General features: G+C 39.6%; 10 protein-coding genes and 2 riboswitches. Of the genes, 2 read left to right on the plus strand and 8 right to left on the minus strand.

Annotated elements, in window-relative coordinates; translation table 11 throughout:
* Positions 1–722: 722 nt before the first annotated feature.
* From ptsG to ACGLXV_RS00620, 7 genes are all read right to left on the minus strand, one after another.
* Complete coding sequence (gene ptsG, locus ACGLXV_RS00590) at positions 723–2,750, minus strand: glucose-specific PTS transporter subunit IIBC (RefSeq protein WP_391557063.1); 2,028 nt, start codon at positions 2,748–2,750, stop codon at positions 723–725.
* Between the two features lie 192 nt (positions 2,751–2,942).
* Positions 2,943–3,785 (minus strand): glucose PTS transporter transcription antiterminator GlcT, encoded by an 843-nt coding sequence (glcT, locus tag ACGLXV_RS00595; RefSeq protein ID WP_119706428.1) that lies wholly within the window; start codon positions 3,783–3,785, stop codon positions 2,943–2,945.
* 156 nt (positions 3,786–3,941) lie between these two features.
* The gene (locus ACGLXV_RS00600) at positions 3,942–5,273 is read right to left on the minus strand and encodes an NCS2 family permease (RefSeq protein ID WP_119706427.1); all 1,332 of its coding nucleotides are present in this window, start codon (positions 5,271–5,273) and stop codon (positions 3,942–3,944) included.
* 95 nt (positions 5,274–5,368) lie between these two features.
* Positions 5,369–5,470, minus strand: a riboswitch (purine riboswitch).
* A gap of 95 nt (positions 5,471–5,565) precedes the next feature.
* Positions 5,566–7,119: a glutamine-hydrolyzing GMP synthase gene (gene guaA / locus ACGLXV_RS00605; protein WP_119706426.1), complete on the minus strand. Its 1,554-nt coding sequence runs from the start codon at positions 7,117–7,119 to the stop codon at positions 5,566–5,568.
* 98 nt (positions 7,120–7,217) lie between these two features.
* Positions 7,218–7,319: riboswitch (purine riboswitch) on the minus strand.
* Between the two features lie 35 nt (positions 7,320–7,354).
* The gene (locus ACGLXV_RS00610) at positions 7,355–9,559 is read right to left on the minus strand and encodes a DUF4129 domain-containing transglutaminase family protein (protein ID WP_391557064.1); all 2,205 of its coding nucleotides are present in this window, start codon (positions 9,557–9,559) and stop codon (positions 7,355–7,357) included.
* A complete protein-coding gene (locus ACGLXV_RS00615) occupies positions 9,559–10,764 on the minus strand; it encodes a DUF58 domain-containing protein (protein ID WP_391557065.1) in 1,206 nt (401 codons plus the stop codon). Before ACGLXV_RS00615 ends, ACGLXV_RS00610 begins: the two co-directional genes overlap by 1 nt.
* Entirely contained in the window at positions 10,764–11,705 is a 942-nt protein-coding gene (locus ACGLXV_RS00620; protein WP_391557066.1) for an AAA family ATPase, read from the minus strand. The genes ACGLXV_RS00615 and ACGLXV_RS00620 overlap by 1 nt, the downstream gene beginning before the upstream one ends.
* A gap of 369 nt (positions 11,706–12,074) precedes the next feature.
* Between ACGLXV_RS00620 and ACGLXV_RS00625 the strand changes: the two genes are divergently transcribed.
* Entirely contained in the window at positions 12,075–14,369 is a 2,295-nt protein-coding gene (locus ACGLXV_RS00625; protein ID WP_391557067.1) for a glycoside hydrolase family 65 protein, read from the plus strand.
* Positions 14,370–14,419: 50 nt separating this feature from the next.
* The gene (gene pgmB, locus ACGLXV_RS00630) at positions 14,420–15,100 is read left to right on the plus strand and encodes a beta-phosphoglucomutase (protein WP_391557068.1); all 681 of its coding nucleotides are present in this window, start codon (positions 14,420–14,422) and stop codon (positions 15,098–15,100) included.
* 344 nt (positions 15,101–15,444) lie between these two features.
* On the opposite strand, the gene ACGLXV_RS00635 is transcribed toward pgmB, so the two are convergent.
* Positions 15,445–15,867: Ig-like domain-containing protein (locus ACGLXV_RS00635; protein ID WP_391557069.1), on the minus strand; the 423-nt coding region annotated here is incomplete at its 5' end.

Consider the following 15,867-nt stretch of genomic DNA (forward strand, 5'->3'; position numbering starts at 1 on the left):
GCCAGGATCAAACTCTCCAATAAAGAGTAAGATTAGCTCTTAAAGTTAAAACGTTGGCTAGTGTATATTTCAACACTATCATTTTTGTTGACGTATGATTTGTTTAGTTTTCAAAGAACAATTTCGCTTCCTCAGAAGCAACTATATTAGAATAACATTTCAATCACTCGAAGTCAACAACTTTTTAAAAATTTCTTAAGTTGTTATCTCGTCATCAGCGACTGTTTTTATATAATACCATCGTGAGCCTAGAGAGTCAACAAGATATTCGTGGTAATAATATCCAACAGAACCCTATAACTAAAAACCATGTGTGAGAATTCGTTATTTTCTCTACTCTTCTATTAAAAAAACTGACCAAAATTACTTTCGAACCATTACTTTTTGTTGCTCTAAAGGGTTTTTCAAACGAATTAGAACACTTTTTCGAACAAAGTTCCCCCTCCAAACTCCTTTTTAGGTGTTTATTTGCGATTCTCAGGATATATTTGCGATTCTAGAAATTTATTTTCTATCCTGAATTTTTATTTGCGATTACCAAAGTTTATTTGCGATTCTTCATTGTTACTTGCGATCACTAAAGTATATTTGCGATTCCTGTCATCGTTATTCGCAATCAATACAAATCCGCCAGTCCCCTACAACTTAAGAAATTCATAATTCCCTAACCAAAAAAACCAGCCTCTCCTAGGAAAGACTGGTCGTGTTTCTTCTATAATATATTACTTAGTGATTGAAATGATGTTTTGATCCTTAAGTGTTACAGCACCTTGCTTGTTGATTGTTACTTTTTCACCTTCAGCAAGGTTTGTAAATACTACAGGAGTAATGGTTGATGTTGCATTGTTTTTAATATACTCAAGATCTACCTTAAGTAATGGTTGACCTGCAACTACTGTATCATTTTCGCCAACTAACGCTTCAAAACCTTCTCCTTTTAGGTTTACTGTATCAATACCAAAATGGATTAGGATTTCGCGTCCGCTATCAGACACAATTCCGATTGCATGCTTAGTTGGGAATAGGTTAACGATTTTACCGTTTACAGGTGATACAACTGTACCTTCTGTTGGCTCAATCGCGAATCCGTCACCCATCATTTTACCAGAGAATACTGCATCAGGAACTTCTGTGATTGGCTTTAGATTACCTGTTAATGGTGAAACGAAAGCATCCTCACTTGAAGTAGCTGTGTTTACTGCATTTGTTGTTTCAGTAGCTTTTGCTGCTGGAGTTGGTCTTTTTCCAGCCATAATGTCTTTCATTTGACCTTTAATTGTTTCAGAACGAGGACCAAAGATTGCTTGAATGTTGTTACCTACTTCAAGTACTCCTGCCGCTCCTAGCTTTTTCAGTCTATCTTTATCAACAGATCCAATATCATTTACAGATACACGAAGACGAGTGATACATGCATCAAGGTGAGAGATATTCTCTTTTCCACCCATTGCTTCTAAAATATCGTATGGAAGGTCGCTAGTTTGTCCAGCAGCTCCTTCTGTTTCTTCTTCTACTTCACGACCTGGAGTCTTTAAGTTCCACTTACGGATCGCAAAACGGAAACCGAAGTAGTAAATTACCGCAAACACAAGACCGACAGGGATAACTAACCAAGCATTTGTTTGTGGGTTGATTAGACCAAATAGAATATAGTCAATTAAACCACCAGAGAATGTCATACCGATTTTTACATCTAAAAGATGCATTACCATAAATGATAGACCAGCAAATACTGCATGGATAGCAAATAGAATTGGTGCAACGAATAAGAATGAGAATTCAATTGGCTCCGTAATACCTGTTAAGAAAGCTGTTAAACCAGCTGATGCCATAAGTCCACCAACAACCACTTTTCTTTCAGGACGAGCTTCGTGATAAATTGCTAATGCTGCTGCAGGTAAACCGAACATCATGAACGGGAACTTACCAGTCATGAACGTACCTGCTGTTAGGTTTTGAACATTATCGCTAATTTCTGCCATGAAGATACGTTGGTCACCACGAACCACATCTCCAGCAAGCGTTGTGTATTGACCAAACTCATACCAGAAAGGTGAGTAGAAGATATGGTGTAATCCGAATGGAATTAATGAACGCTCAATAACACCAAAGATAAACGCTGATAATGTTAAGTTTGCGTGAACCATGTTTTGAGAGAATGCATTTAGACCATTTTGAATTGGTGGCCATACAATTAACATCACAAGTCCTAAGATTACTGCCGTTGCAGCTGTGATAATTGGTACGAAACGTTTACCAGCAAAGAACCCTAAATAAGATGGTAATTCAATTTCATAGTACTTATTGTAAAGACCTGCTGCGATAATACCGACGATGATACCACCGAATACCCCAGTTTGTAGAGTTGGAACTCCTAGAATACTTGAGTAATTTAATCCGTTTACATCTTCAGCCGTTAAGCCTAAAGCAGTACCCATTGTTACATTCATAATTAAGTATCCGATGATTGCAGCTAATCCAGCTACTCCATCTCCACCTGCTAAACCAACCGCAACCCCAACCGCAAAGAGTACTGGAAGGTTTCCGAATACGATATCCCCGGCACTTTGCATAATTGAAGCAACCATCGCTACTCCATTGTTATCTAAAAATGGAGCTAACTCCAACAATGCAGGGTTTTTAAGCGCTGCCCCTAACGCAAGTAAAATACCTGCTGCAGGAAGTAAAGCAACTGGTAACATCAATGCTTTACCAACTTTTTGTAAAACACCAAACACCTTTTTAAACATGGTATAACCTCCTAAATAATTTGTTTCGCTCATCGTTGTTTCCCAATTTGCAAAAAGAAAACAAAAAAGGCATGAGGGAAAAAGGAATCAAAATAGAGCTTACAAGGTTATATTACCCGTAATTCTCCATTTCAATTATCTTCTTCACTCATGCCTGATCGAATCAGTAACACGTATAAAAGATAAGTTCGATTATTTAACTTTCTTTTGAAGCCTTTGCAAATGCATCGTTAGATACACTGCTTCTGCATCAAATACCGTCTTCTTTAATGCTTGTTGCATCACTTTAATGAGCTTCCATGAGAGATTGTAACACACCGGATACTCCTCTTTCAAGAGGTTTGCGATTTTTTCTGGTTCTTCTACTTTTTCTCCGTTATGAACACGCTCAATGGTGAATCGTATATGTCGAACAAGCCTCATATAATCAATACTTTCCTTATCGATTACTATTTCAAGTTGCTCTTCAATCATATCAATCAATCGAGTAACCAATTGAGAGTGCTGATTCACTTCAGATAGATTTCGATTCATCACAGCACTATGAATATGCAGCGAAATAAATCCTACTTCCCCTTCAGGAAGATCCAGTCCTGTATGCTCTTTGATCATATTTACTACTTCTTTAGCAATTTCATACTCGAATGGATAGAGCGCTTTCGTCTCTATTAAGAAAGGATTTCTCATTTCCATCCCTTTCGAAAGCCTGCTGACAGCAAACATTAAATGGTCAGTTAACGCGACATGGATATGCTCATTTAACTCTGCATTTGCTCTTTTCTTTATTAACTCAATCGCAGAAATGAACACTTCATGAAGATTGCTCTCAACAAATGGAAGGAGTTTTATATAATTTTCTTGCTCCTTTTCATTTTTTAATACAAAAAGCTTTTCCGCTGACGCCTCGTCGATGACATCTCCCGTTTTACGGTTAAATCCGATGCCTTTACCGATCACAACAACCTCTCCATAGTCCGAGTGGTCAGCTATCACTACATTATTATTTAAATTTTTGCTAATGATAAGTCCAGACATCATAATTCCCCGCTTTATCTTGAGAGCTTCGACATAATAAGTTTAATCATATATAGGGGACAAAAGCTTGTCAATTAGAATACGCAAACGCATTCATTTTTTTCAGAAAATATTCACAATAAAAGGGGTTGACTACGAGTAGCCAACCCCTAAATCCTATTCGGTTAAGAACATAAAGTATAACAGGAAGATAACAAAGAATACGTACATGACTGGGTGAATTTCTTTTGTACGCCCTTTTACCATCATAGTAATTGGGTAGAAGATGAACCCAGCTGCGATTCCTGTTGCGATGCTATACGTTAGTGGCATAGCAATGATTGTTAAGAAAGATGGTACAGCAATTTCAAAACGATTCCATTCAATTTTCCCTAAAGAAGATACCATGAGTACCCCTACAATTATTAATGCCGGAGCTGTTACAGGTGATGTAACAACCGATAATACAGGGAAAAAGAATAACGATAATAAGAAGAATCCTGCTGTTACAAGTGCTGCAAAACCTGATCTTGCTCCTGAAGCTACCCCTGCAGATGATTCAATATAAGAAGTGGTTGTTGATGTTCCAAAAATAGAACCTACTAATGATGCAATAGAATCTGCAAATAAAGCTTTTCCTGCATTAGGAAGTTTATCTTCTTTCATTAATCCCGCTTGATTCGCAACTGCTACAAGCGTTCCTGCGTTATCAAAAAAGTCAACGAATAAGAAAGTTAACACAATCCCAAGCATCGTAGCTGTGTAGAAAGATGGATCACCAAATGCTGAGAATAGAGAACCGAATGTTGGTTCAAGGCTCGGTACTGCTCCAACAACCTTTTCAGGTGCATCAATTAAGTTAAAGATCATACCAACGATAACCATAATAATCATTCCGAAGAATACGGCTCCGTTAATACCTCTTGTCATCATGATTACTGTAATAAGAAGACCAAAAATAGCAAGTAGAGTATTACCAGCTGTTAAATCTCCAAGTCCAACTAGTGTTGCATCATTATTTACGATAATTCCTGCATTTTTCAATCCAATAAAGGTAATGAACAGTCCGATACCAGCACCCACTGCGTGCTTTAATTCTACCGGAATGGCATTAATGATTTTTTCACGTAACCCAGAGATGGTTAATAATAAGAAGAAAACACTTGAAATAAATACAGCTGCCAAGGCATGTTGCCATGGTGCTCCATGAGTTAATACGACTGAGTAAGCAAAGAATGCATTCAGACCCATACCAGGTGCTAGTGCAATCGGGAACTTACCTATTAGCCCCATAATGATCGACCCTACTGCTGCTGCTAATGCTGTAGCTACAAAGACCGCTCCATAATCCATACGCATGGCATCAGGAAGATCAGGTACATCTGCTAGTGTCAAAGTAAGTGGATTGACTACTAAAATATATGCCATTGCTAGGAAGGTTGTTAATCCACCCATAAACTCGCGACGATAGTTCGTTCCAAGCTCTTCAAATTGAAAGTATTTTTTCATTTCTTTTCCTCCATTTTTTGAAAAATAAAAACGCTCCAAACAACTAGGAGCGCCTGACAACAAAGATTCGCGAAATAGAGGGCAAAGAAAGAGCCCTTTTATATCACTCACCTCGTAGTCAAGCTATTTACGGTAGCTCGGTAGAAACTTCTGGGCCATATCCCCAAGATTATACGACGAAAAACGACATTTATTAGTACTTTTTCATCATACCAATCTCTCGTATTTTCGTCAATATAAAAAACGAACATTTTTTCAAATGTCCGTTTTATTGTTCGTATTTTGTTAGATTTTATTCCCACTCAATTGTTGCTGGTGGCTTACTTGTGATATCATAGACGACTCGGTTTACATGGCTAACTTCGTTAACAATACGAGTAGAAATGATTTCTAATACTTCCCACGGAATTCTTGCCCAGTCAGAAGTCATCCCATCAATAGAAGTAACCGCACGAATACCGATCGTATAATCATACGTACGAGCATCTCCCATTACACCCACTGAACGAATGTCAGGTAGGACGGTGAAGTATTGCCAAATATCACGATCAAGTCCAGCCTTCTTAATTTCCGCACGTAAAATCGCATCCGATTCACGAACGATTTCAAGTTTATCTTCAGAAATTTCTCCAAGCACACGAATGCCAAGTCCTGGTCCCGGGAAAGGTTGGCGCCAAACGATTTCATCAGAAATTCCAAGCTCCGTACCAAGGGCACGTACTTCATCCTTGAATAGTGTGCTAAGTGGCTCAATTAATGTAAATTGCATATCTTCAGGAAGACCACCAACATTGTGATGTGACTTAATGGTTTGAGCTGTAGCCGTACCACTTTCAATAATATCTGTATATAGAGTTCCCTGAGCTAGGAAATCTATTCCCTCAAGTTTTGCTGCTTCATCATCAAACACATAAATGAACTCATTACCAATGATTTTACGCTTTTGTTCTGGGTCACTTACTCCAGCCAACTTCCCTAAGAAGCGATCCTTTGCATCTACCTTAATAACGTTCATGTTAAAGCCTTCTGCAAAAGTCTTCATTACACTATCGGCTTCCCCTTTACGAAGTAAACCATGGTCAACGAAGATACATGTTAATTGATCACCAATTGCTTTATGAATGAGTACTGCTACAACTGATGAGTCCACTCCACCACTTAATGCGCAAAGAACCTTTTTGTCACCAACTAGCTGGCGGATTTTTTCCATTTCAACCTCGATAAAGTTTTCCATCGACCAGTTTCCAGCACATTCGCACACACCAAAGACGAAATTCTTTAACAGTTCATTTCCGTAAACAGAATGACGAACCTCTGGATGGAATTGTACCCCGAATAACTTACGATCCGCATCACTCATAGAAGAAATCGGACAAGATGGACTAACTGCATCTACAGTAAAGCCTGCGGGAGCTTCTACTACTAAATCTCCATGGCTCATCCAAACGATTTGCTCCTGTGGAAGGTCAGCAAATAATTTTGATTGGTTCTCAATTTGAATAGCTGCTTTTCCATACTCACGGTGCTTAGCTGGTTCTACTTTCCCATTAAAATGAGTCGTCATTAGCTGCATGCCGTAACAAATTCCTAGGATTGGCAATCCAAGTTCAAAAATTTCTTCATCGCAACGGAACGAACCTTCATCATACACGCTGTTTGGACCACCAGATAAAATAATCCCCTTTGGATTCATTTGACGGATTTCATCTGCAGTAATCGTATGAGGGTGCAGTTCACTATACACACCAAATTCACGAATCCTTCTAGTAATCAACTGATTGTACTGACTTCCAAAGTCCAATACAACGATCATTTCCTGACCTGATAAACCTACCTTTTCAGACATCCAATTCACCTCATCGTTATTTTTCCCAATAAAAAAGCTAGAATTCTACTCCAAAAAAAATTTTTGAAGGCAGAATTCTAGCTGATATCTCTAACAACCATAGAAAGCTCCGCCTTCATAGTCAAATCATTTACGGCGATTTGGTAGAGACTCTCGAACCATATTTTCGAGGATATATGAAGAGATACATTTTTATAATATTAGAGATTATTGTAACAACATGTCGTTTTATCGGTCAAGCAATTGTCTTTTTAATTAAATTTTCCCACAATTCTCGCGTTTGGTCCCAGCTACCTTCTTCAAGCTTACCTTTGTACACATATCTCTCGTATACAGAAGTAAGTGTCCCCATATCTTTCGAGGAAAAGAAGTAATCGACATAATCGGCATAGTCTCGGAGTGTTTGATGTTCCTTTCTCTTAATCCCATATCGATCTAGCTGCTTTAATAAGGCCAAATAGGCTTTTGAGAAGTCATCATCTTTCTTTTTAAACCTAAAAATGAGAACCAGTACATGCGGAAGCCATTTTAACCTTAATTTATAGGCAATAAAGGCAACTACTCCCATCACACCTAGAATAATCAGTCCTTTTTTCCAGTGTTCAACAAAACCTACCTCTATTTTGGTCCATAAATCCTTCCAAGAAAAAGAGCTTTCAGCGGAAACTGTTTCTTCAGGTGCTTCTGGTTTTTCAACATCTGGCTGTTCCGCAGTTTCAGGTGTCTCTACCTCCGTTGAGTCCTGAGTGGTTGAATCGAAATTTAATTGGACATTACTTGAAAAACCTTGCGTAGGCTCAAAAGGAACCCAACCTACCCCAGGAAAATATACCTCGACCCACGAATGCGCATTGTTATTTGTAATCGTATAGCCTCGTTTCCCTGAATCCGTCGGTCCTTGATACTCCCCTTCTGTATATCCCTTTACCCAACGAGAAGGAATACCTACTGAGCGTAATAATACAACCATTGAGGTAGAATAATTATCACAATATCCTCTTAGTGTTTCAAATAAAAACTGATCTACGTAATCTTCATCTGCACCTGGTACTGCCACGTCAATTTGATCATACGTAAATCCGTTCATCCCAAAGTATCTTTCTACTGCTCTCGCTTTATCAAACCATGTTTCTTGTTCACCTGTAATTTCAAGCGCCAAGTCCTTCACTCGTTGCGGCAACGTTTCAGGAAGCTGCGTATATTGATAGATAAACTCTTGACTTAACCCGGCTTCCTCTAAGCTTTTGGTTGCCTTCATTGCGGTTACACTGTATCTCGGAATGTCGTACGATACAGAATATTCTTCTAATGACGCGGTTCGATCACCCTCTAATGTGTATACCTTTTCGAGCCCTCCATTGACACGAAAGGAGTAGTTTCCATTGTCGGTACTGACGGATTTCAGCCCTAACGGGTAGATGATATGCGGATAATTCCGAACAGAGGATACATTTGCCGTCACTTCCTTTACCTCTAATCCTTCTTGATTAAAGGAGCTAATGGGAAACCCTTCATTTTGAGCAAATGGAATTGGATCATCCGAGCTCGATACCTCCCAGCCCTTTCCCGTATAAATATCCTTTGTCTCTACTCTCCAGTAATGCCTTTGGTCCACTTCCGTCTCGTAAACAACCGTATCGTCTCCAATAAACGGACCTCCTAGACTCGTATCATCGGTTCCGTAGCCTACCCTTTGTCCACCCGTTCCTCCTCCACTATCTTCTGAATAGGAAGTCAGGTACGGAACAGGATCCGGCCAAATCGGTTCTGCTTTTGGTCCACCAAACCCAAGAGCGACACTGGCCCCAATCATTAAAAGCAGAGGTAGTCCCCACTTACCTTTGGAGGTCAGCCCCTTAACAATTGCTTCTCTCTCAACTAAACGCTGAAACGTTAACATTCCCATCACAGCAAAACCAACGACTACTGTTCGAACAATCGCACCGTCTGCTTCGTACGGAGTAAAGGTATCTAATACGGTAATGTAAACAAGGGTCATAAAAAAGAAAATAAAAATTTGTCTTCGAATAATCAGCCAATAGTGGATCAAATATGCCATGAGCCAAAGCAGAATAAAGAATAGAAGGCTTCTAAACACAAAGGTTAGCCCACTCCATTCCATCTGAAACGAATTGCTTATATTAAGGATCAAATCATCCCAAAACTGCGAAAGCCATGATAATTGAAAAAAAGACCCTTCAAAATAATAGTGATGAATAAAATAAAGGATATAGACGGTCTTCAGCAATGCTCCAATTAAAACCTGAACCTTCGAAAAAGAAAGCACCAGGCATAGTAACAGAAAGCCTAGAAAAATATAAATGTTTCCTGTATTGGTTAGTGCATCAACTGGCCGTAACCACTCCCATAACAACAAAAATCCAAGCAAGTAAAGAAAGAGAGCGGACATCGTTTCTTGTTTCTTGTTCACATCTGTCATTACCTGCTCACCTCCGAAAACACATTCGAAAAATGCCCTGCATGAACAAGTACCACTCGAACTCCTCTAGCATTTGCTGAACCCTTCAAAGAAATTTCTAACGGATTCAAGGACTCTCCTTGATTTTTCACCAAATAGATCGTCACTGCCCCTTTTTTTACAGAGAAAAAGCTTGCTTTTTCGATTAGCGGCTTTGTTAATTGAGAAGTCACAAGCATAAAGGAGACGGTTTGATTTCCAAGAAAGCTTTCTCCCCCTAGCACTCTATCTAGAGGCACTTGACTCTCTGCTTTGATTTTAGCCAGATGATAAAAAAGGCTTTGCTGATGATCTTCCCCACTACGGACAGGGAAAAATTGTCGATCCTTACCCAATGTTAATAGCCCCACCTGTGCCCCTTTTCGAAGAATCCCCTTGACTAAAGATGCCGTAAAGGAAACCACTGTCTCAAACTCTTCGGACGGTACACAGTCCATAATAAGACAAATATCATGCGATTGACGCTGTTCAAATTCCTTCGTCATAAGATCATTTCGCTTTGCACTTGCCTTCCAATTAATCCAAGAGAACTTATCTCCCGGCTGGTATTCTCTCAGACCAATCGCCATCGTCGTATCTCTCTGCACTCGTTCCTTGGAAGCTGTCATCCCTTGGTCAAACTGATTCTCATGCGGACGGTAGACTAGCTCCTCTATTTGAGGATAAACAATAAATCGATCCGTTGTATGAAATTCTACTTGCCTCTCAATTAAGCCTAAAGGATCTCCGAGCTTGAGACGAACACTCTGAAAAATATGTTCCCCTCGAGGTAACTGTGGAATCTCGTATTCAAATGTAAACTGCTTTTTTAAGCCCGGGAATAAAAGCATTTTTGCGTTGGGATTGCCGCGAATCTGTTCACTTAATAGATCCTCTGCCACAAGGTAAAACAGAGGAAAGGCATTTGTTCTCGCTAAATGAATTTTCACCTTTAAGGTTTCGCCTGCACTGTATTCAAACTTTGAAAACTCTCTACTAATCTGAAACTTTCGAGTCGAGTAAGCAGCCAAGAAAAGAGCGTACAAAGCAAAAGGAACAAAGCTATAAAATAAAAACCAGCTGACAAACCCACCTTGGAACATCGCATACGAAAACGTTACAGCGATAAGAAACAGCAGAATGATGAGTTTCCAAATATGTTTTATTGATAGAAAAATCTGTCTCATTACTTCACGAGCCTTTTAACAGGAACAGGTACTCTTTCCACCACTCGTGACATAACATCCTCGGCCGTGATTCCTTCAAACTTTGCTTCTGATTTGAGGATAATCCGATGCGCTAGTACATATGACGCTAAATACTGGACATCATCAGGTAACACATAATCGCGATTATGCATAAATGCATACGCCTGTGAGGCCTTCATTAACCCGATTGAACCACGCGGACTTGCCCCAAGGTACACACTGCTATGCGTTCTTGTTCGATGAGAAATATCCACGATATAACGCTTGATCGTATCATCCACCACTACATTTTGTATTTCTTCTTGAAGCTGTCTTAATTCCTCTAGGTCGATCACAGGCTGTAGTTCCGAAATGGGTGATCTCTTTTCCGCTCGAGCAAGAACTTCCATTTCCTCTTCTAAATCCGGGTATCCCATTCTCATTTTTAATAGAAACCGGTCAAGCTGAGCCTCAGGCAGTGGATACGTCCCTTCGTACTCGATTGGATTTTGCGTGGCCATAACAAAAAACGGCCGCTCAAGCTTATGTGTAACTCCATCAATGGTGACACTACTTTCTTCCATTCCCTCTAAGAGAGCCGATTGAGTCTTTGGACTCGTTCGGTTAATCTCATCTGCGAGAATGATATTCCCCATAATGGGGCCTGGTCGAAACTGAAATTCCATTTCTTGCGGATTATATATGGATACACCTGTTACATCGGATGGAAGAAGATCTGGAGTAAACTGAATCCGACGAAATTCTGCGCTTACAGACTTCGCCAATGCACGGACCATCATGGTCTTCCCGACACCTGGTACATCCTCTAACAACACATGTCCTTCAGCTAGTAATGCTACTAAACTTAACTCTGCAACATTTCTTTTCCCAATCATTACTTTTTCTATATTTTGAAGAATTCGGTTAATCACTGGATTCATCTGACTCACTCCTATAACAACCTCCTGAAGTAGCTAAAAATTTCATACCTTTTACATATATTCGAGATATATTTGTCAATTTCCTGTAAAAAACGAATATTATTGATAGATTAACTCCTTTTTAATAGACATTTATACTATGACAGAAGTTCCAACTAAAAAACAATTAGTATACTATTAGAAAACTATTAAAAAACAATTAGAGAAATACTGTTAAAAACGTAGAGTGAATTTTTGTCAAAAAAATATAACAAATTGTAAAGCAATTTTTTATGAAATCCTTTACAATATAAATGTGTAAATCTTTTGCTTATTTTTTTACCGCTTGGTGCAAACGTTTGCGCACTTAAAATATTTTGAGGTGATTACATGAAAAGATTATTTAGCATCGATCCATGGAAAATCGTTGAAACAACTGTAAACAAAGAAGACTTTCGACTAGCAGAAAGTATGATGAGCCTTGGAAATGGTCATATGGGAATGCGCGGAAACTTTGAAGAAACGTATACAGGAGACTTTCACCGTGGCTCATATATCGCGGGAGTTTGGTTTCCAGACAAAACAAGAGTAGGCTGGTGGAAAAACGGATATCCTCACTATTTTGGAAAGGTAATTAACTCCATCAACTACATTGGCATCCGAGTAGCGATCGACGGAGAAGAAATTGATTGTTACCAAAACCAGGTCACAAGCTATTATCGAGAACTCGACATGCAACATGGTGTGTTAGCTCGTCGCTTTACCATCAATCAAAATGGGAAGGAAACCGATGTAGAGGTAGTTCGTTTCCTATCTATTAGCCATCCAGAGCTTGCTGTTATCAAGTATCAGGTGACCCCGAAAAATTATTCCGGGAACGTCACTTTCACTCCTTACTTAGATGGAGATGTGAGAAATGAAGACTCCAACTATGAGGAAGATTTTTGGTTGGAAGTTCAGCGAGGCGTTAGTAACAACAACGGTCATTTAGTCATGAAAACGAAGGATAATCCTTTTGGAACTCCTACCTTCCATGTGGCTGCTAATATGCGCCTTGAAGTAGATGGAGAAATCTTGTCTCATTCTACAGCTGAGCGTGAAGAATATGTAGAAAACACCATTTCTGTTCAAGCTACCACGAATACGCCTGTTTCATTAATCAAGTATGTCGCTGTTACAACAGATAGAGATTATGAAGTGGCACAGTTAGTAACGAAGGCAGATGAAGTACTTACACATTCGCATGAATTGGGCTATGATTCCCTTCTCCAAGAACATAAGGAAGCTTGGCTTAAGCGCTGGAGCATTGCTGATATTGAAATCAACGGAGATGACGAAGCTCAGCAAGGGATACGGTTCAATTTGTTCCAGTTGTTCAGTACCTACTATGGTGAGGACGCACGATTGAATATCGGACCAAAAGGATTTACGGGAGAAAAATATGGCGGTGCCACGTATTGGGATACAGAAGCATACGCTCTACCTCTCTACTTATCTACAGCAAACCCAGAGGTAGCTCGCAATCTATTAGTTTATCGTCATAATCAGCTCGATGGTGCTTATCATAACGCGCAGCAGCAAGGCCTAAAGGGCGCGCTCTATCCGATGGTTACATTTAACGGGATTGAGAGTCATAACGAATGGGAAATTACGTTTGAGGAGATTCACCGAAATGGAGCGATTGCCTACGCCATCTATAACTATGTCAATTATACAGGTGATCAAGCCTATTGGAACGAGTATGGCATAGACGTACTGACAGGTATTTCGAGATTTTGGGCAGACCGTGTTCATTTTCATAAAAAGAAAAATGTCTACATGATGCATGGCGTGACCGGTCCAAATGAGTACGAAAATAATGTCAACAATAACTGGTACACCAATACGATTGCTCGTTGGACGCTTCGCTATACGTTAGAAGTCATTAATGCACTTCAAGCAAACGGTCATGAAAAGCGTGTATCAGATCTTCAAATCACAGAGGATGAAATGGCTAAATGGCAGGATATCATCGATAAAATGTACCTTCCATATGATGAAGAACTTGATGTATTCATTCAACATGACACATTCCTTGATAAAGACTTAAAAACGGTAAACGAGTTGGCACCAGAGGATCGACCATTAAATCAAAAATGGTCATGGGATAAAATCTTGAGAAGCTGCTTCATCAAACAAGCAGACGTTCTTCAAGGATTGTATTTCTTAAATCACGAGTACTCTTACGAAGAAAAAGAAAGAAACTTTAACTTCTATGAGCCAATGACCGTTCATGAATCGTCTCTTTCACCGTCCGTCCATGCCATTCTAGGGGCAGAGCTTGGAAAAGAGGAAAAAGCTTACGAAATGTACCATCGTACCGCGCGTCTGGATTTAGATAACTACAACAACGACACAGAGGACGGTCTTCATATTACTAGTATGACAGGTGCTTGGCTTGCGATCGTTCAAGGCTTTGCAGGAATGAGAACGGCCCATGAAACTCTTTCGTTTGCACCATTTGTTCCAAAATCTTGGAATTCCTACTCCTTCAAGATCGTTTATCGTGACCATCTCTTAAATATCCATGTGTCAAAAGATGGGGTGACGATTACACAAGAAGGACCAGAATTGTCAATGAAGCTTTATGGCGAGGAACTTGTATTACCAGAAAACGGAACAACGACCGTTGCTCTTAAAAAATAAAATCATGAGGGGCATTGGTTTATTGCCCCTTTTTTATAGGGAGAGATCTTATGAAAGTAGATGCGTTTATTTTTGACCTTGACGGGGTCATCACTGACACTGCCGAGTATCACTTTTTAGCTTGGCAAGCCCTTGCTGGTGATATAGGGATTACTTTTACCCGTGAAGATAACGAGCTGTTAAAAGGCATCTCACGAATGGAATCACTGGAGAAAATCCTCGAGATTGGCGGACGATCAGGTGATTTTTCAGTAGAAGAGAAAGAGGTTCTTGCTTCAAAAAAGAACGACCATTATTTAACACTCATTACTAATATTACCCCTTCCGATATCCTGCCTGGAATCAAGAAGTTACTGATTGCAATTAAAGCGAACGGACTAAAGCTTGGGCTTGCTTCAGCTAGTAAAAATGCTTTTACCGTTATGACATCACTTGGCCTGAAAAATGATTTTGACGTCATCGTTGACGCGAGCACGATTACAAACGGAAAGCCAGACCCTGAAGTGTTTTTAACAGCAGCTAAACTACTAGGAGTTAGCGCTGAAAACTGTATTGGTGTCGAGGATGCTGTTGCTGGTGTAGAAGCCATTAAGGCGGCGGGTATGTTCGCTGTTGCTATCGGACCTAAAGAATCCTTCCCTTTGGCAGATGTGGTCTATAGTGAGACGGGAGAGCTTTCATTTGAGAAGATAAAGGGGATTTTCGAAAGAGAAAACGGTCTTATTGAGTAGGAAATTGAGCGTTTTTTAATAGAATGGCTTAAAATTTGCTAGTTTTGCTGTGATCATCCTCGGATATTTGCGATTTCTGAGATTTATTTGCGATTCTAAAAATTTATTTGAGATTCCAGATTTATTTTTGCGATTCTCAAAATTTATTTGCGATCCTAGAATTATTTTTGCGATTCTCAAAATTTATTTGCGATCCTAGAAATATTTTTGCGATTCTCAAAACTTATTTGCGATCCGCTAGACTTACTTGCGAATACTTAAACTTATTTGCGATCCCCTAAACTTACTTGCGATTCCTCTCCATATCAAAAGGCAGGTTGCCCTAGAGCAACCTGCCTTCTTTATTACTTCTCGTTTTTCTTTAGTACGTCAACAGTAGTAGCTTTGCTTATATTTCCTGCAGCATCTGTCGCCGTTACGGTTAATACGTTCTTATGTTTTTGCTTCGATACTGTCACCGAGAATTTTCCGTTACTATCAGCAACAACCGTACCAAGTTCATCTCCACCCATCTTCACTTTAACCGTAGCTCCCGCTTCAGTTAATCCAGTAACAACGGTGTCATTGTGAATGACCGAATTCACTTTTGGCGCTTCAGGTGCTGTTACATCTAGAACAGTCACTACTGTGGCCACACTAACATTACCAGCCGCATCTGTTGCTGTTACTGAGACCTCTGTACCAGCTGTCAATTTAGAAATTGCAATGTTAAAGCTTCCATTTTCTGATGATGCTGTTCCCGTTCCAATAACGGTTCCATCGACAGA

The organism is Robertmurraya sp. (assembly GCF_036676585.1).
Classification (GTDB): domain Bacteria; phylum Bacillota; class Bacilli; order Bacillales; family Cytobacillaceae; genus Robertmurraya_A.

Coding starts and splice junctions, on each gene's coding strand:
- ptsG (WP_391557063.1), bottom strand. CDS start 2,750: ATGTTTAAAAAGGTGTTTGGTGTTTTACAAAAAGTTGGTAAAGCATTG.
- glcT (WP_119706428.1), bottom strand. CDS start 3,785: ATGTCTGGACTTATCATTAGCAAAAATTTAAATAATAATGTAGTGATA.
- ACGLXV_RS00600 (WP_119706427.1), bottom strand. CDS start 5,273: ATGAAAAAATACTTTCAATTTGAAGAGCTTGGAACGAACTATCGTCGC.
- guaA (WP_119706426.1), bottom strand. CDS start 7,119: ATGTCTGAAAAGGTAGGTTTATCAGGTCAGGAAATGATCGTTGTATTG.
- ACGLXV_RS00610 (WP_391557064.1), bottom strand. CDS start 9,559: ATGACAGATGTGAACAAGAAACAAGAAACGATGTCCGCTCTCTTTCTT.
- ACGLXV_RS00615 (WP_391557065.1), bottom strand. CDS start 10,764: ATGAGACAGATTTTTCTATCAATAAAACATATTTGGAAACTCATCATT.
- ACGLXV_RS00620 (WP_391557066.1), bottom strand. CDS start 11,705: ATGAATCCAGTGATTAACCGAATTCTTCAAAATATAGAAAAAGTAATG.
- ACGLXV_RS00625 (WP_391557067.1), top strand. CDS start 12,075: ATGAAAAGATTATTTAGCATCGATCCATGGAAAATCGTTGAAACAACT.
- pgmB (WP_391557068.1), top strand. CDS start 14,420: ATGAAAGTAGATGCGTTTATTTTTGACCTTGACGGGGTCATCACTGAC.